This is a genomic window from Actinacidiphila sp. bgisy167 (assembly GCF_057707665.1).
This window is the reverse complement of record NZ_JBYIQP010000033.1, coordinates 36,218-52,446: the sequence shown is the minus strand read 5'-3', so window position 1 is coordinate 52,446 and position 16,229 is coordinate 36,218. Positions and strand designations below refer to the sequence as shown.

Annotated in this window: 18 protein-coding genes and 1 pseudogene; 2 read left to right on the top strand and 17 right to left on the bottom strand. The window is 70.8% G+C overall.

The features are described from left to right. Positions 1-6 precede the first annotated feature (6 nt). Both AC3ET4_RS15515 and AC3ET4_RS15510 read left to right on the top strand, forming a co-directional pair. A complete protein-coding gene (locus tag AC3ET4_RS15515; RefSeq protein WP_431949527.1) occupies positions 7-528 on the top strand; it encodes an SMI1/KNR4 family protein in 522 nt (173 codons plus the stop codon). A gap of 436 nt (positions 529-964) precedes the next feature. Beyond that, positions 965-2,341, top strand: coding sequence for an IS1380 family transposase (locus AC3ET4_RS15510; RefSeq protein WP_431949525.1), 1,377 nt, complete (start codon positions 965-967; stop codon positions 2,339-2,341). Positions 2,342-2,590: 249 nt separating this feature from the next. Here the strand turns inward: AC3ET4_RS15510 and AC3ET4_RS15505 are convergent, their stop codons facing one another. The 17 genes and pseudogenes from AC3ET4_RS15505 to AC3ET4_RS15425 all read right to left on the bottom strand — a co-directional run bounded on the left by AC3ET4_RS15505 (position 2,591) and on the right by AC3ET4_RS15425 (position 16,220). Beyond that, complete coding sequence (locus AC3ET4_RS15505) at positions 2,591-2,743, bottom strand: integrase core domain-containing protein (protein WP_431949523.1); 153 nt, start codon at positions 2,741-2,743, stop codon at positions 2,591-2,593. Between the two features lie 225 nt (positions 2,744-2,968). Then, positions 2,969-3,442 carry a hypothetical protein gene (locus tag AC3ET4_RS15500; RefSeq protein ID WP_431949521.1) on the bottom strand — a complete coding sequence of 158 codons (474 nt, stop codon included), beginning with the start codon at positions 3,440-3,442 and terminating at the stop codon, positions 2,969-2,971. Further along, positions 3,439-4,248, bottom strand: a complete 810-nt coding sequence (locus AC3ET4_RS15495) for a hypothetical protein (protein ID WP_431949519.1) — start codon at positions 4,246-4,248, stop codon at positions 3,439-3,441. Before AC3ET4_RS15495 ends, AC3ET4_RS15500 begins: the two co-directional genes overlap by 4 nt. A gap of 1 nt (position 4,249) precedes the next feature. Next, positions 4,250-4,855, bottom strand: coding sequence for a DUF4913 domain-containing protein (locus AC3ET4_RS15490; RefSeq protein ID WP_431949517.1), 606 nt, complete (start codon positions 4,853-4,855; stop codon positions 4,250-4,252). 257 nt (positions 4,856-5,112) lie between these two features. Continuing rightward, entirely contained in the window at positions 5,113-5,868 is a 756-nt protein-coding gene (locus tag AC3ET4_RS15485) for a DNA cytosine methyltransferase (RefSeq protein ID WP_431949533.1), read from the bottom strand. Continuing rightward, the gene (locus AC3ET4_RS15480; protein ID WP_431949531.1) at positions 5,861-6,103 is read right to left on the bottom strand and encodes a DNA cytosine methyltransferase; all 243 of its coding nucleotides are present in this window, start codon (positions 6,101-6,103) and stop codon (positions 5,861-5,863) included. Before AC3ET4_RS15480 ends, AC3ET4_RS15485 begins: the two co-directional genes overlap by 8 nt. Before the next feature lie 37 nt (positions 6,104-6,140). Beyond that, positions 6,141-6,743, bottom strand: a complete 603-nt coding sequence (locus tag AC3ET4_RS15475; RefSeq protein ID WP_431949515.1) for a hypothetical protein — start codon at positions 6,741-6,743, stop codon at positions 6,141-6,143. Continuing rightward, positions 6,740-7,918, bottom strand: a complete 1,179-nt coding sequence (locus tag AC3ET4_RS15470; RefSeq protein WP_431949513.1) for a DnaB-like helicase N-terminal domain-containing protein — start codon at positions 7,916-7,918, stop codon at positions 6,740-6,742. Before AC3ET4_RS15470 ends, AC3ET4_RS15475 begins: the two co-directional genes overlap by 4 nt. Continuing rightward, the gene (locus tag AC3ET4_RS15465; protein ID WP_431949511.1) at positions 7,915-8,151 is read right to left on the bottom strand and encodes a hypothetical protein; all 237 of its coding nucleotides are present in this window, start codon (positions 8,149-8,151) and stop codon (positions 7,915-7,917) included. Before AC3ET4_RS15465 ends, AC3ET4_RS15470 begins: the two co-directional genes overlap by 4 nt. A gap of 100 nt (positions 8,152-8,251) precedes the next feature. Then, the gene (locus AC3ET4_RS15460) at positions 8,252-10,045 is read right to left on the bottom strand and encodes a type IV secretory system conjugative DNA transfer family protein (protein ID WP_431949509.1); all 1,794 of its coding nucleotides are present in this window, start codon (positions 10,043-10,045) and stop codon (positions 8,252-8,254) included. Between the two features lie 165 nt (positions 10,046-10,210). Then, on the bottom strand, positions 10,211-10,918 hold the full coding sequence (locus AC3ET4_RS15455; protein WP_431949507.1) for a hypothetical protein: 708 nt from the start codon (positions 10,916-10,918) through the stop codon (positions 10,211-10,213). A 14-nt stretch (positions 10,919-10,932) separates the two neighbouring features. Next, positions 10,933-11,430: pseudogene (locus AC3ET4_RS15450) on the bottom strand (hypothetical protein). A 40-nt stretch (positions 11,431-11,470) separates the two neighbouring features. Continuing rightward, a complete protein-coding gene (locus tag AC3ET4_RS15445; protein WP_431949505.1) occupies positions 11,471-12,190 on the bottom strand; it encodes a hypothetical protein in 720 nt (239 codons plus the stop codon). Positions 12,191-12,269: 79 nt separating this feature from the next. Continuing rightward, the gene (locus AC3ET4_RS15440) at positions 12,270-12,986 is read right to left on the bottom strand and encodes a hypothetical protein (protein ID WP_431949503.1); all 717 of its coding nucleotides are present in this window, start codon (positions 12,984-12,986) and stop codon (positions 12,270-12,272) included. Positions 12,987-13,074: 88 nt separating this feature from the next. After that, entirely contained in the window at positions 13,075-14,430 is a 1,356-nt protein-coding gene (locus AC3ET4_RS15435) for a hypothetical protein (protein ID WP_431949501.1), read from the bottom strand. Next, a complete protein-coding gene (locus AC3ET4_RS15430) occupies positions 14,423-14,614 on the bottom strand; it encodes a hypothetical protein (RefSeq protein WP_431949499.1) in 192 nt (63 codons plus the stop codon). The genes AC3ET4_RS15435 and AC3ET4_RS15430 overlap by 8 nt, the downstream gene beginning before the upstream one ends. Before the next feature lie 100 nt (positions 14,615-14,714). After that, on the bottom strand, positions 14,715-16,220 hold the full coding sequence (locus tag AC3ET4_RS15425; protein ID WP_431949497.1) for an ATP-binding protein: 1,506 nt from the start codon (positions 16,218-16,220) through the stop codon (positions 14,715-14,717). Positions 16,221-16,229: the final 9 nt, after the last annotated feature.

Below are 16,229 nucleotides of genomic sequence, written 5' to 3'. Positions count from 1 at the left end.
TCTGTGGTGGGAACATTCGCAGAGATCCGAGCCCTGCTGGGCGAACCCAGATTCAACTGGACGGATCCGGCGCCATGGATTGAAATGAAACGGGAGTTCGGAATCGAATTCCCGACAGACTTCCGCGAGATCGTGGATGCCTACGGGTCGGTCCAGATCAACAATCAACTGTATCTGAAGCACCCCGCCGGCCATCTTCTGCACAGCCTGGGAGAATCCATCAGAGGGGATCTCGAGCTCTGGCGCGAGGAAGACATGGTGGAATATCTGCCCAGTCCGGCAGGGGCGAACCCTGGTGATTTGATGCCGATCGCGTTGGCCAAGACGGGGGAATGGGTTTTCCTCCGGGTCCCGGAGGGTTCCTCGTCACCCTGGCGCGTCGTGGTGGCGGAGCTCGACAGTCCGGCCTGGACTCTGTACGAGATGACGTTCGGCGAATGGTTGGTGGCTTACCTCAGGGGTGAGGACGTAACGGTGTGTTCTCGCCACTTCGCACCTGACCGCCCGTTCTTCGAACCGCTAAGCTGAACCGGGGTATCGCAGATCAGCACATCGCCGTACGCCCCCACGGCAGAGATGAAGTCGGATGGGAGCTCAACACCCCGCTCCATCGCTACCGCTTCGATCAGCTCCTCCTCGCCCGAGCGGACCGGTAGTTCGAGAGGCGAGGAAGGGGCGGGGGGTTCAGTGCGCGGGCTCATTGTCCCTCTCCATGTCGACAGCCGGGCGTTCCGCTCCTGGTGCTGTCTTCGCCCGGGGGAGCCCTGGTGTGGGGTAACGCGGGTCTTCAAAGTTGAGCGGTGCGGAGATGTCCGCGGGCTCGGCGGGTGGTGACACCAGCCTCGGGCTTTCACGGGGTGGGCTGTCCGAGGCGTGATCATAAAAGCGGAAAGTGCTCCTGACCTGCAACGATGGGACTTGTCGAGGGTCCTGTCGGTTGCGAGGAAAGAAGCACACTTGCCAGGTGAAGAAGCGTATCGGGTCCTACCCGTGTGTCCGTACCGAAGGCGGCGGCCGTGGGGTGGTCTCCCAGGCCGGTGGTGTGCTGCTGGTGGAGACGATCCGCAAGACCGGGCTGGATCAGGCGATATCGGCGGCGCTGACGCCGTGGCGCAAGCCGCGGGCGGTGCACGATCCGGGCAAGATCCTGCTGGATGTGGCGCTCGCGGTCGCGCTGGGCGGGGACTGCCTGGCCGACGTCGGGATGCTGCGGGCCGAGCCCGCGGTGTTCGGGCCGGTGGCCTCCGACCCGACGGTGTCCCGGCTGATCGACACCCCGGCCGCCGGCGGCAAACGCGCGCTGACCGCGATCCGTGCGGCCCGCGCCCACGTACGCGAGCACGTCTGGCAGGTGGCAGGCCCCGCGGCGCCGGACGCGGCCGGGCAGGTGGTCGTGGACCTGGACGGAGTGCTGGTAATCGCGCACTCCGACAAGCAGGACGCGAAGCCGACCTGGAAGAAGACCTTCGGCCATCACCCGCTGATGGGGTTCGTCGACCACGGACACGGTGGGTCCGGAGAGCCGGTGGCCGGGCTGCTGCGGCCCGGAAACGCGGGCAGCAACACCGCTGCCGACCACATCACCGCTGCCAAACTGGCCCTGGCCCAGCTACCGAAGAAGTACCGACGCGGGCGGCAGACGCTGATCCGCACCGACTCCGGCGGGGGCACCCACGAGTTCCTCGACTGGCTGTCCGCCCGCGGCCGGTGGCTGTCCTACTCGGTGGGCATGACCATCACCGACGCCATTCACCAGGCCGTCTTGAAGGTCCCGGCATCGGCCTGGACGCCGGCCGTCGAACCCGGCGGCGACATCCGCGACGGCGCCTGGATCACCGAACTCGACGGCGACTGCCTCAAGGGCTGGCCGAAGGGAATGCGGCTGATCGTCCGGAAAGAACGGCCACACCCCGGAGCCCAGTTGCGGATCACCGACGCCGACGGCATGCGCCTGACGGCCTTCGCCACCAACACTGCCGGCACCCCGATCGCCGAGCTGGAACTGCGGCACCGCCAGCGCGCGAGGGCCGACGACCGCATCCGGGCCGCACGGGCCACCGGCCTGCGAAACCTGCCCCTCCACGACGCCGCACAGAACCAGATCTGGCTGGAGATCGTCCAGATCGCTCTCGATCTCCTCGCCTGGATGCCGATGCTCGCCCTGACCGGTGAGGTCCGTCGGTGGGAGCCCCGCCGCCTGCGGCTCCGGCTGTTCTCCGCCGCCGCCCAACTCGTCACCACCGGACGGCGCCGCATCCTCCGCCTCGCGGCCCACTGGCCCTGGACAGGCGTGATCACCCAAGCCCTACAGCGCCTCGCAGCCCTGCCGAACCCAGGCTGACCAGCAGCTTCCCGTCCCTACGAGCAGCACCACCCCGACCGGAACCGTGGAACCCGGCGCCCACCCGACGCGACAGACGGGCCACCAGCCTGCCCACCTGCAGGAACCTCGGCCCCCGAAGGAGCCGAAAGGGCCCGCCAGCAAGCTGACGGACCCTCATGCAAGATCGAGGCCAGCGACGCTTGTGCCAGTAGAACTCCAGCTTCCGGTTGAGCTGTCCCGAGTTTCGTGGAGTCCGGTGGTCTTGTTTCAGGCGGACTGCGGGACGGCTTCCTGCTGTCGCCACCAGTCGCGTTCGTACTCGGCGGGCGGTACGTAGTCGATGGCGGAGTGGAGCCGTTCCTCGTTGTACCAGGTGACCCATTGGAAGATCGCCGCTCGACCTGGTCGACGTCCCGCCACGGTCCTTGCATCTCGATCGGTTCGGCCTTGAAGGTGCCGTTCAGGTCGACCATCGTGTTGTCGTAGCTGTCCGTGACCGAGTCCTGCCCTGAGCGACAGCGTCGACTGACAATGCCTTTCCACGGGGTTGGCGATTCGGACACGCCTTGGCCGTCGGGTCGAGGCTGCCGAGGTCGATAGGTGGAATGGGGAGTACCTCGGGGCGTGGCGGATGAGGGGTGGGTGTCATGACCGGCGGCGCGTTCGCGGCGAAGCCGTGGAGGGGGCGGGGGTAGCCGCACCGGCGTGCACCGGACCAGCGCTCCCGTGCTGGGACCGGGACCGTGCCGCCTGGGCACGACGGCCGTGCAGCGGCGTCGTCGCGGCGGATGCCTCGTGTTCAAGCTCCAGCCGGCGAGCCGCGGTGCGGTACGCGGCCTGGTCCTGGCGCTCGCCGACCGCCAGGAGGTAGATCTCCCGGCAGTGCTGCGAGGACGCCGTGGCCTCTCGGTACTGGATGACCATGCGCCAGCGGGTCTCCGGATCAACATAGATCTTGTGGCAGCCCGCGAGTTCGCGGGTCAGCGCCGCGCCGCGTTCGTTGCCGTGGACCAGGTGCTGCAGCTCCAGCAGGGCCAGGTCGCGGATGTTCTCCGGGACCGAGCGCAGGTCGGCCAGGGCCGCGGGGTGTGCCGCGAAGGCGTACCGCGCCCGACTCACCGCGCACCCCGGCGAGAGCGCTGCGCGGAAGAGAGCGTGGGGCGAGGAGCCGTGACAGGCGCCGGGGGGACCGCGAGGCCGGCGGCTCCGGCGAGTGGCGACCGGGTGCGGGCAGCCTGAGCCCTGTGGGCGACGACGCTCTCCGGGGCCGGGGCCAGCGGGAGGGGAGCGGTGCGGTCCATGGCCCAGGCGTCCGCTGCCTCGGCGCCGGCGAATTCCCCTTCGCGCATCGTGTAGGAGCGGAAGTCCTTGACCGTCTCTTCGAGGAAGAGGCGGTAGGGGGCGTGCGCGGAGTCCGGGTGGCTGTCGCGGACGAGGGTGCGCACCTCGCTGCCGAAGTCGAAGTAGCCCGGGTTGTCGGTGTAGTGGTCGACGACCTCGTACCGGCCGTCGGGGTTGGTCCGGAGCAGGTCCTCCAGCCGAGAGGTGAGCGCGTCGGCGGGGCGGGGCCCGTGGTTGCGGGTCGGCATGGTGGCCTCTGGCGGGCAGCCCCGGCGGATGAGCCAGTTCTGGGCGAGCGGCACGACGGGAGCCCGCTCATACGCGAAGTCGAAGGTCCGCCGCTCCACGTCACGGGTGAGGTGGAACGCGACGTACTCGGCTGTGCCGGGCGTATCCCAGATGGCCGCCCGGTCGTGGTACAGCAGGTAGGTGTCGCGCCCGTCGTCGCTGTGGTGTTCGGCGAGGGCCACGAACACGTCGTCCGAGAGCGTGACCGAGAAGAAGTCCTCCTCGATCTGCTCGGAGACGGCCTCGAAGCCGTCGATCCGGTAGTCCGGTACCGAGGGCTCGTACGTGTCGGCCATATCAGGCTCCCGCGGGCTCGGGCGAGGCCAGGAGCCGGTGGTCGGGACGGGCCGCGTTGGTGGTGCACGCGCCGAACGGGCCGTCGGGTGCACGGAGTTGGAGCAGGGTCGGTTCGAGGTGGTCGCGGTGCCACGTCGAGGGGCCGGTGAGGCCGGCCTCGACGTCGGTGAGCTGCTGCCAGGCCAGCCACAGGGCATGCAGTCGGGCCACGGCCTCGGGATGCTCCTGCCACTGGTGGCACCACGGGCGGCTGGTGGTGATCTCCCGTCCGTAGACCGGCAGCAGCAGGTCGTGCACCCAACTAGTCAGCGCCGCGAGTTCCTCGACGTACGCGTTGCCGTCGAGCGCCAGGATGAAGATGGACGCTGGGCCTTCCTGGGAGCCGCCCGGCTCGGCCGCCGCTGACGCGGCGACCGAGCCCTCGCCGCCACCGTGCTCATACGCGCTGCCCTCGTCGTCCGAGAGCGGGGCGTCGTCGGTGAGTCGGGCGAGCGTCTCGCCCTGCTTACGGCTCTCCGTGACCAGCCTCGCGACCATGGAGACCAAGTCGTCCAGGTCGTGGTCCGGCACACGTATAGGCTCGCTCTCCTGAGCGGGTTCAGCCATCGCTACCCCTTCGCAAGATCGGGTGGTTGGGGTGGCGAGGATCCGGAGAAACCCGGGTTTGGCCCGGCCGGGGAAACTGGTGTAGGAGCCGCCGGTCACCGCAGGCCGTGATGGCCGCAGAGCGGGACCGGAGGAGCAAGGATCTCCAGTGCGCGAGACGCTTGCTGGGGCACGACTCCGTTGCCCAGGGCAGCCAGTTGGGCGGGACGGCCCAGCCCCGGAGTGGCTGTCACCCAGCCGACTTCAAGCCCCTGCATTCACTCGACGAACAGCGGGCTGAGGCGGCCCGCTTCGTCGGTGGGCCGGGGCGCCGGTCGTGTCGCCCTCTCCCATCGAGCGATGGCGGCGGCGTACGGCCCCCACGCCCGTCGTCCGTCGGCGTCGATTGGGTGAACAAGGGGAGCACCACTGCCGAGAGCGGAGGCCGAAAGCCGGTGCCCGGTCGGCGTCCCGGAGTGCCCGTGTCGCTGGCTCGTGGAGTCGGCAACAGGCGGGCCGCTGCCGAGGGCAGCGTCAGGTCCCCGTTCCCGTGACGCTGGTTCGGCGACCCTTTGGTGCCGTCCGACGCCTTCGGCGTCGGCAGCAGCCACTCGACCTCGTCCGCCAGATTGGGGCCGTGGCCCCCTTGCTTCCTCTTCGTCGGATGCTGACTCCCTCCGTTCGTGGCCAGGTTGCTCGTCGGCGTCTTCAACAGGGCCGGACCGCATGGAGGGCCAAGCGGCGAGGAAGATCCGCTCGCTGTGCGGGGCTCCGACGTCAGAGGCGCGAAGCACGCACCAGAGCGCATCGAACCCGAGGTCGGCCAGGGAGCCGAGTACGGCACCGAGGGCGCGCACAGCAGGCTGGCCTGCGGTGTCTCCCAGACACCACGGGCAGGGTTCCACGTCGCCAGGGGAACCGGCGGGGGAGGTGAGGAGTCCTCGGACATTCTCGATGACCACCAGGCACGGGTTGAGGGCTTCGATGGCACGGGCGATGTGCAACCACAGGCCGGACCGGGTGCCATCAGCCAGTCCGGCGCGACGGCCGGCGACCGAGACGTCTTTGACAGGGGAACCCGGCCGTCAGGACGCACACCTCCGAGACATCGGCCCAGTTCACGGCCGTGATATCGCCGAGGTTAGGCACGCCAGGCCAGTGGCGGGACAGGATCCGGGCCGGGCCCGGATCGACCTTGGCATGCCAGGTGACCGTGCCGCCGAGGACGGCCTGGACGCCGAGATCCAGGCCGCCGTACCCGGAACACATACTCCCGATCGACGGCTGGAGCGGTGCCGCTGGAAGGTCAGCGCGCATGGCGGGACACCGGCATGTAGGCGAGGCGGATCGGCTCGGTCGCGGGGAGCTTCGCCGGGACGCGGTAGATCGAGTTCGCTGGGTATGCCGAGCGGCTCAGTGCCGCGAGGACGCGGGGCGGGGTGCCGTCGATCCGGTCGGCGGCGTGCCGCAGTGTGACGAAGGTTTCCTGGAGCGAGTCCACGGTGAGGTCCAGCCGGTCCTGAACGACGTTGAACGCGGCCTGGCGGGCGTCGCGAAGGTTTGCCGTCGCTGGGGCTTCCGCGTACCTGCGCAGGAATCCGAGCTGCTCGAAGGCTTCGGTGTAGTTGTTCACGGCCCGTCCCGCAGGGGTGGACGCGCTCGTGTAGGCCGCGATGACCGGACCGAAGTCGAGTCCCGGGTCGTTGTCGGTGGCGCGGAAGAGGACCTCGTCGGACAGGTCCTTCACCAGTCCCGTCAGTGCGGCGAGATGACGGGACGCGGTGACCAGGTCGGGCAGGGAGGTCGTTGTGTACGACCCGACGATCGCGTGGCGGGCCTGCTCGAACTCCTGAGCTACTGCGTACAGTTCGTCCTTCTCCAGGCCCGCGCGGCCGGTGTGGTCGGTCATGACGGACTCCGGTGGTTGTGTCGGTCGGGAAGCGCGGCGCAGGAGGTCGTGACAGCTGTCGAGGGAGCCGAGGTGGCCGCGAGGCGGCTGCGGGCTCGGGCGGCGTCGATGCGGGCGGCGGGTGGCGGCGCACCGGGCCGACTGGCCGGCCGCTGCGGCTCTGGTTCGGCTTCGTGCGCGAGGCGCAGACGGTGACGCACTTCGTCCAGCGGGCCGAGCGCGTGCAGGGCGTACCCGATGAGCTGTCCGGGCGCGAGGGCGTCGCGGCTGGCCAGGGCTCCCACCTGCTGGGCCGCCAGGGCGGCCGTGCGGACGAGAGAGGCTTGGACGACCTGCTCGCCGAAGTGCTCGGCGGCCAAGCCCACGAGCGGATCGCAGACCCGCCGCACACGCTCGGCATCGAGCGTCCCGTCGGCCAGAGAGCCGCGACGCTGGACCTCCCACAGCACGGTCAGCTGGTCGATCGGCTCGCCGCGATGGTGCAGGGCTCCCAGCGCGCGGTAGATCTGCTGATGTCCCGGGTCGGAGAAGTCACCGGGGCGAAGCCACCGCACCAGGCCGAGCAACTGCTCGGGGCGGGAGGCAAGACAGCCGAGGAGGAACTCCTCGTCGGCGAGGACCTGCTCGCCCACCGGCTGGGGGCGCTCGGCCCGGGGCGCGTACGCCACGGGTGGTTCCACGGACCGCGCCTCGGCACCCCAGCCGCGAGCCAGGTCAGCGAGTACGTCGGCCAGGACCTGGGCGTGGTGCAGCGTCTCTTCCACCGTGCCGGCACGGCCGTCATCGAGCGCGGCCTGGTGAAGACGGGCGGCATGCTTGGCCACACTGCGGTGGATGGCGCCCTCCAGGACCATCCGCCCGTACACCGGGGCGTGGTCGGGGCGCGGACACGCCGACACGAGGGTGTGCAGGTGCGAGGCGGTGAGGCCGCGCGTGCGCATGCTTGCCTCCCGCAGCGTGTCGGTCAGCCAGGCCAGCGGGACGGGAGCGCCGGCCGTCGTGGCCGTTGCTGGGTGACCGTCGGCCTTGAGCTTGAGCATCGCGGCGTAGATGGCCGTGTGGGCGGGGCGGGAGAAGTGCTCCGGCCGCAGCCAGGGCGAGAGCTGGTCGAGCTGGCCGGGCTTCAGGAAGATCGCGCCCAGCACGGCCTGCTCGGCGTGGACGAGTGGCGTCACGACTGTGCCTTGCGCGCGGTGTTGCCCAGGGCGCGGATCTCGGCGACCGCGCGGTTGGCCGCCGTCAGGTCGGCCGCGAAGCGGTCCAGTTCACCCGTGAGGACGGGGTCCGAGGCAAGCACGGACCCGGACGCGGACACGAGCCACCAGTCGGCGCCACGCCGTACGACGGGTGTGTCGGCCAGGCGCTCGGACCGGTGGACCGAAGCCCAGGACGGGACGGGGTGGGACATGGGAGTACCTCAAGAGGACGAGGACGAAAGCCCGGGGATGGAGACGGATGAGGGCGTGCCCCATCGCGTCTCGTCACCCGGGGGCCTGGCAGCACCGGGGTCATGCGGCCGGACCGAAGTCGTCGCGACGCAGGTTCTTGGCCAGCGCTCGCTCGGTGATCGCCGCTGTCTCCTTGGCGGACGCGGCACCGAGTTGGTCGGCGTCCGGCTCCCTGTACCAGGGCTTGAGGTCGAGGAGCGCGGGGCGGATGCCGGTGGCAAGCAGGAGGGCGGAACCCTTGGGCAGGGCGCGGATCGCGTCAGCTGGCAGCACGCGCTCCTGGCGCATGGAGACCGACGTGGACTTGCCTGACTCGCTGGTGGACACCGAGACCGTACGGACGTCGTGATCGCCCACCAGACGGCTGAGCTTGTCCGCGAAGTCGGCGTCGTCGATGCCCGAGCCGACGAGCTTGATCGTCGCGGCGGACCACAGGGCGTCCATCCCGGCCTCGCCCCAGACACGGACGCCCTGGCGGTAGGACTGCAGGATCGTGATCGGGATGACGCCCCGGGAGCCGAGGTGCGAGTACAGGTCCGGCAGGTCGGCGATCTTGCACACGTTGGCGGCCTCGTCGAGGATCGCGAGCAGCGGAGCATCGAGCCGCCCGCCGTCGCGCTCGGCCTGGATGACCGCCGCGCGCATCACCGCGTCGGCAGCGGCGGCGATGATCGCGGAGGCGGAGCCGCCGCCGTCCTTCGACAGCAGGAACAGGGTGTCCTTGCTGGTTGCGAACGCCTCCGGCCTGAACTCGCGGATCTTGCCGAGGCCGGTGGGCGGCGTGACCCAGGCGGCGATGGCCGGGTCGAGCAGGCAACTGGCGTACTGCCGCGCGGTCTCGAAGATGCCGTCGCGGGTCTCGACGGCGCCGGCCACGGTGCCCTGGAGCTGGGCGGCGACCGCGTCGAGTCCGGCGTCCCGGAGCAGGTCGATGGGGGTGCGGTCGGCCGGGGAGGCGAGCCATGCCAGGACGTCGGTGATCGGCCGCCGGTCGCGGGCTGCGGCGAGGAACAGCGCGGTGAGCGTGTTCGCGGCGGCGGTGGACCAGAAGTCGCCCGCGCTCGACTCGTCCACGGAGGCGGTCACGAAGTGGCCCGCCAAGCGGCGGGCCCCGGCGAGATCGCGGGCGTCGGCGAGGATGTCCCACCACATCGTCTGTGGCGCATGGGCGATCTGCTGCGGATCGAGCGTCCACACCGTGCCGACTTCGGCGCGGGCCGCGAGCGTGGCGGTGTAGGCGTCGCGGGCAGCCTTGTTCGAGGTCAGCAATACCGGTCCGGGCGCACGCAGGATCGCCGGGATCGCCAGGCCGGAGGTCTTTCCCGACCGGGGCGCCATGATGGCCAGGATCACGTCCTCCCACGAGGAGCGGACCTCGCGTGCGCCGGGTGCGAGAGTGCCGAGCAGAACGCCGCGGTCGTCTGGGACGACGTCCTTGGGCCTGGTGCCCTTGAGGCTCGGACGAAGGTCGATCGCCTTGGCCGCGATCTTCTTCGGCATCAGATCAGCCAGATCGCGCTGGTCGGCCAGCCCCTTGGTATTGCCGCGCAGTCGCAGCCACACCTTCACACCGAGCAGCGCGGCGGCCAGGAGGACGAGCGTGGGCAGGACGTAGCAGGCGCCGACGAGGACGGGCTGCGGGAGGTGCGGCCAGAGCTCATGGGGGTGCAGCAGCGCCGCAGTCGGCTCGTAGGGGGCCCAGGGGCCGGACCTGGTGAAGGTGCTGGCGCCGTTGCCGAACAACCAGGCCAACGTCCCGGCCCCCACACCGAGCGCGGCGACGGACAGCATCAGGTACAGCAGGAAGTCGGTGCCGGTGGTGGTCGAGGGCGTGCTGGTGTGTGCAGGAGACAAAGTGCGGTCCCGGTACGTGGTGCGAGATGGGCGGTGGGCTGGGGCCGGCGGGTTCTTCTGGCGATCACGAGTGGGCTCCTGGCGGCTGTGCGGGCGGGTGGAAGAGGAGAGGGCCGAGGGGGACGGCCCCGGTCGCGTTGTCCGGATACGACGGTGGCGTGGTGGTCAGCGCGTCCGGTTCGGCTTGGGCGCGGGCGGCGGGGCGGCGGCAGACGCCTCAGGCGTGGCGGTGGGCGCTCCGGTACGCCCGGCGGCCGGGGCGGTCGCGTAGTAGTTGGCGACCTGCGCCTTCCAGCTCGGCATCGCCGGACGATCGAGTGCCCTCAGCTGGTCGGCGGCGTTGTACAGGTCCTCGCCGAGGGAGGTGAGCGTCGCGGCGGCTTCCGCGAAGTCGTACGAAAGGTCCCAGCCGGTGTCGGTCTCGGATGCCTTGGCCTGCTCGGCGGCAGCCTCGAAGAACTCGCTGAGGCGGACAAGCACACCGTCGTTGGGGTCGAGGACGTGCTCGGTGAGGTCGGCGGCGGTTTCGTACGTCCCGGCGCCGTTGATTTCGTCGGTCAGCCGCAAGATCTGCTGGCCGTGGACGCGTTTGCCCTGAGGGTCGGAAGGAGTGGTGAGGCGACCCACGCGCAGGTCGGGGCCGAGGTCGACGCGGTAGCCGACGGCGGTGAGCATACGGGCCGCGTGGCTGGCCATCTCGTTCTCGCGCGCCTCGCCCATGTCCCAGGGCAGGCGGTACCAGAAGGACAGAGGCGTCGTCTCGATGACGAAGCCCGCGCGCTTGAGGAGGGCGACGGCGAGTTCGTCTCCGCCTTCGGCGGTGACGTTCCCGGTCGGGTGGCGTGTGATGACGACGTCGGGCGGGGTGGGCATCGTGGTGGTTCCGTTCAGAAGTGGGGGTTCTCGGTCGGCCGATCGCCGGCGGAGGCGGCTTCCAGAAGTTCGGGCAGGTCCGCGGGGTCGGCGTCGCGCTGATCGATCCACCAGCTGGCACGGGTCAGGGGCCGGGTGGCGTCCTCGATGGCCGCCCACCCCGCCTCGCTCGTCGTTCCTTCGACGACGAGTGCGGTGAACGCGGCGGAGACGAGCTGGTGGCGACAGCGGGTGGCCCAGGCGACCGCGCGGTCGGTGCCGTCCAGCGGGGGCATGCGGTACTGCTCGGCCCACGCCTCGGCCTCGGCCCGCACGGCTGCCCTCTGCTTTGCGAGCCACTAGGACTTGGCCTCGGTGTCCTCCGCGCGGGAGGCCCGCCAGCAGTCGGTGCAGTCCCGGCCGGCGAGCCAGCGGGCGTACCCGGCACGCCGGTCGGCCGGACGGTCGGAGAGGTCGGCCTCGTTGGTGTGACCGCAGGCGTGGTCGATGGTCCAGAGCTTCTTCACGGCCATGCGACGGACTCCTTGAACGTCGGGGGAAGGTAATGGGGGATCAGCGGGTGCGACTCGGGCTGGCCGAGGCGTTCTGGGGACGAGGCACTGCCTCGTCCTGATGCTTCGGGGAACTGGCGGGGCGGTTGGGCGATGACCCCACGGCGGCGCGCGCTCGCGCGGTGTGCGTGACCCGCAGCCACTCCTGCCGGTCTGGCAACGGCACCTCGGCCAAGGGCGGGGCGTTCGCGGGAGTCGCGTCGGGCATGACGGCCAGTTCGAGCTGTGCTCCCACGAGTTGGTCGCCGAGGAAGGCGACGTGATGAGCGATGTTGCGCAGATGAAGGCCCAGCTCGTGACCATTGGGCGTGCCGAGCCGCTCGCACCAGGCGGCGGCCGTGTCGATGAACTCCTCCAGGTCGAGCACGACGCCGTGGCGCTCGTCGAGGATCTCGCCCAGGACCTCGGAGACGTCCGCCGCGCGGCGCAGCTCGTGCAGTTGCCCGGTCAACGCGGTCAGGGACTGACCAGGTTGGGTCGCCCGCGCCGGGACTCCGTCCGGAGTCGGGACCGGTGGCGGAACCATGATCCTGGGATCGGCTGCGACGGAGAGACCGGCATCCTGGAACTCGCGGGTCGCGCTGGCCACGGTCCGCACCACCGTGTTGTGGGGAGTGTCGTCCGGCAGCAGGTAGACGTCGAGGTACTCGCTGTGGCGGAAGTGGTGCTTGCGCAGGACTTCGTCCAGGAACGGGCGGTCGTCCGCGACGGCGGCGGCCACCCCGAAGTCGGGTGCATTCCGAAGGCGACGTCCGGCTCGAGTTGCAGAGTCACCGGGAGGGCTCCTTGGCGTGTGCGGTCTATCGGGTGCGGACCGGCTGCGGGGCGGCGGGGGCAGGGCGGAACTCGACGGGGACGGTGGGATGTCGCGCCGGCGGGAGACCCGCCCGGGCCGGCGAGATCGCGGTAGCGGCCTGCGCCCGGCGCTGCTGGGTCGAGGGCGTCGGATCGGGGCGCCCGTTGCCGCGGATGTAGGAGAAGGCGTCGAAGGCGAGGTCCGTGTTGGCGAGCCGGGTCTCGACATAGCGGAGGTCACCCACGCCGTGGAGCAGGACACCCTCGCGGGTGCGCGTGTCCGTGCCCACCGCGCGCAGGGTGCCCTCGGGATCGCGGACCTGGTCGTGAACGACAATCCGGCCTGCCCGGATGTCGGCGTCGAGCGTGCGTGCCGAGGCGAACGCGGCTTCCTCAACGGTGGACACCGACGGGCCGGAAGGTTTCTCCAGTCGGTCGAGGAGACCTCGTCCCGCGCCGAGCCGGGTATGGGGCTGGAGGTCGTACGCGGCATCGGAGGTGACGCTGTACTGCGCGGCCCGCAGGGACTGGACCGCTTGCGCCCCGCGTCGGACGGGGTCACGGTGCGGATCGGTCAGGCCGTACAGGGTGCTGCCGGGCAGCCGCTCGAAGCCGACGAGCCGCAGGATGTGCTCGGCGACGTGGTTGTCGTGCAACGTCGCCGCCACGACGCCGTACCGGTCGTTGTGGCCGACAGTGATGTGCGGGCGGGTTTCCGCCATGAAGATGCACCTCGCAGAGGTCGGGGCCGTGCGGAGGACGAGGATGCGGCCGGAAGACGGGTTTGGTGTGGCCGGAAAAGTGCGCTAGTCAGCGTGAGCGCGGCGGCCTGGTGCCGTTGAAGAAGCGGATGGCCAGCGGACCGCCGGCCGTCTCGATCGCCGCGGTGATCTGGCGAGCGGCGTGCGGTGACCAGGCACGGGCTGCCTCTGCCCGTGCAGACTGGGCTGCCTGCTGCGTCGGGACTGGTCGGGCAGGTGGCGCGGGTAGTGCCTCCTCAGCTCGCGCCATGTCGACGAGTACGCCGGCGTTGTCCATCCACGTCAGGGAGTAGTGCCAGCCCTCCGCGTTGCGCAGGGCCACGGCGTCCGCGAAGACCTCCCCGGAGCGGGGGTGGTCGGGCAGCAGCGCCTCGGCGACCACCTGGAACTCGGTCTGTACGCGGGCGCCGCCGTCCAGCGTCTCACGCAGGGCCCGGAGCCGGTACGACCAGCGCCCGGCCACACGCTCGGCGGGGTCAAGGAGGGGAAGCGTCTCCTCGGCGTGCGCGGCCAGGGCCGGGCCGTGGTCGAGGAAGGGGGCGAACTGCGCCCACATCTCCGCGTCCCGTACCCGCTGGCGCAGGTCGTACCGCTCGTCGAGCGGCCAGTGATCGGCATCGCACAGGCTGTCCGAGACAGCGTCCCACTCGTCGAGTACCCGCTCTCCGGCGGCCACGGCGAGAGCGAGCTGCTCGATGCGGGCCTGGTGGACGGCCTTCTCGTACCGGGGCAACAGGCGCTCGGTCACACGGGACGCCGCTCGCGCCGGGTCGGCGCTCACGACGATGCCAGTGGGCGCCTCGGCGGTCGCGGCGAAGCCACTGCCTCGTGGCTCCAGCGCGGCGACCAGGAACTCGTGCCTGCGCAGAGGCCGGTCGAAGACGACCAGCTCGACGCCCGAGTCACTGGTGAGCACCGCGTTCCTGAGCGGCGTGAACTCGGAGAAGGCCCAGCTCACGTGCCCGCGATCCCAGACCCGCTCGCCGAGCGGGAAATCTTCCGCGTACGCGTTGGGCCCATGGGAGGCGGCATGCCAGGTGCCGGGGAGCCGTGCCGCCAGTTCCCCGGCGAACTCCGCGAGATCCCGCTGGGGGTCCGGTAGACCGGACGAGGGGACGAGGAGGTGCTTCGTGGGCGGGACGTCCTCGTGAGGAGCCGGTTCGAAGAGAGAGGCGTCGTCGATCGCGACGTGGTGGGTGGCAGCGGTGTTGTCGAGCTGCTGAAGCGCCGCTCGGACATCGCCTGGGTGGTTGCCGCCGAGGATGTAGGCGAAATCAGGGTGCCCGGCCGAGAATCCGGCATCCACCAAGAGCCGGTGCGCTGCACCGAGGTCGTCCTGGGCGGTGGCGGCGGTGAGCCCCAGCTCCGGGTGTTTGCCGAGAGTGATCCAGACCGGCTCAGCCATGACGGGCACCGTCGCCCTCGGGCTCAGCGAAGCGTCGGCCGTTCACCCGGCGGGCCTCGTCCAGGGGGCCGGACGCATTTGTCGCCGCAGGGATTCGGCCGTGTGCGGTGTGGGCCTGGGCGGCGTCGGAGTAGAGCTGGGCGAGGCGGCGCAGGTCGCGACGGATCGTGCGCTGCAGGTGCATGGGGACGGCTTCCTGTACGAAGGGGTGCGGATGGTGTGTGGAGAGGGGGAGCGGGCGATGCGTCGGCTCCCCAGGAGGGCCTTGATCGCGAACGGACGGCTCAGGCGTGCATCCGGGAGTCGGTGTCGAACAGCTCGCGCTCGTGCGGGTGGAGAAGATGTTGAGTGATGAACGACCGGCCTGCGACCTTCCACAGACCGCGCCCCTTGGTGAGAGCGGAGACGGCCTGGGTCTCGACGCCGGTGAGGCCCAGCAGGGAAGCCGCAGAGGCGAGTTGGTCGGCTTCCTGGCGGTAGATGATGCGAGTGGAGCAGTCGGTGAGCAGGCCCTCGGCGAGCGCGCGGCCCCGGGAGCCGGCGTCGCCCGCGGTGAGGAGGTCGCTGAGGCGGTGGATGACCATCATGTTGGCGATGCCGAGCCCTCGGCTGAGCTTCCACTGGCTCTGCATGCGTTCCAGCAGGGCGACGTGTCGCATCACGCGCCATGCCTCGTCGTAGATCACCCAGCGTCGTCCGCCGGTGGGGTCGGAGAGCGCGGACTCCATCCACGCGGAGGCGCAGGTCATCGCCAGGACGAGCGCGGTGTCGTCGCCGGCGCCGCCGAGCCGGGACAGGTCGATGGAGAGCATCGGCGCGGCCGGGTCGAAGGCCACGGTGCTCGGCGCGTCGAACATGCCGGCCAGGTCGCCGTGCACGAGGCGCCGCAGCGCGTGGGCCAGGTCCTCGGCCGCCCGTCCCAGGCGTCCGGACAGGTCACCGAGCGCAGCGTCGAGCCGCTCGGGCGAGCCGAGTACGTATGCCACGTCACCGAGCAGCGGGGTGGTCCCGGCTGCTTCGGCGCGTACGACGGCGTGGTCGAGCGCCACGTCCAGGGCGGTGTGTTCCATCGGGTGCAGGTCGCGCCGTAGGACCGTCTTCGCGAGCGAGCCTAGGAGAAGCAGGCGCCGCTTGCGGACCTCGCCCGCCCAGTCCTCCGGGCTGACGCCGAACGGCCTGGCGGGGGCGTCCAGCGGATTGAGCCGACCGGGGAGGCCGGGGCCGAGTGCGATGGTCTGTCCGCCCAGCGCCTGGGCGACCACTGTCCATTCGCCCTTGGGGTCGCAGGGCACGTAGATGCGGTAGCCGAAGGCGACGGCGCGCACGGCGAGGGACTTGGCCAGGGCGGACTTGCCCATGCCGATGATCCCGGCCAGGAGGATGTTCGGGTTCGTGAAGCCGTCGAGCCGACCGTACAGCGCGAACGGGTCGTAGGTGAAGGCGGCTTCTGCGTGCACGTCGCGGCCGACGTAGATGCCCTGGGCGCCCAGGCCGCCCTCGGCGAGGAAGGGGTAGGCGCCGGACGCGGTGGCGGTGGTCATCCGGTGGGCGGGGAGCTTGAGACGGCCGCCGCGGGCGGATGCGGGACCCGGTCGGCCGGCGGCCGAGTAGGTGGCGCGCAGTTCGGGATCGATGCCGGTCTCGGTACGGCGGGCTTCGGGCCGGGCCGCGTGGCGGGCCTTGTCGCGGGCGGCGGCGAACTGGTCGCGGGCGGCGCGGGCCGTGCGGCGGTCGGTCTTGCGGGGGACGAACAGCGGGCTGGCGCTGGCGCGGGTGGTGCGGTTGGGCATGGCGGTGGT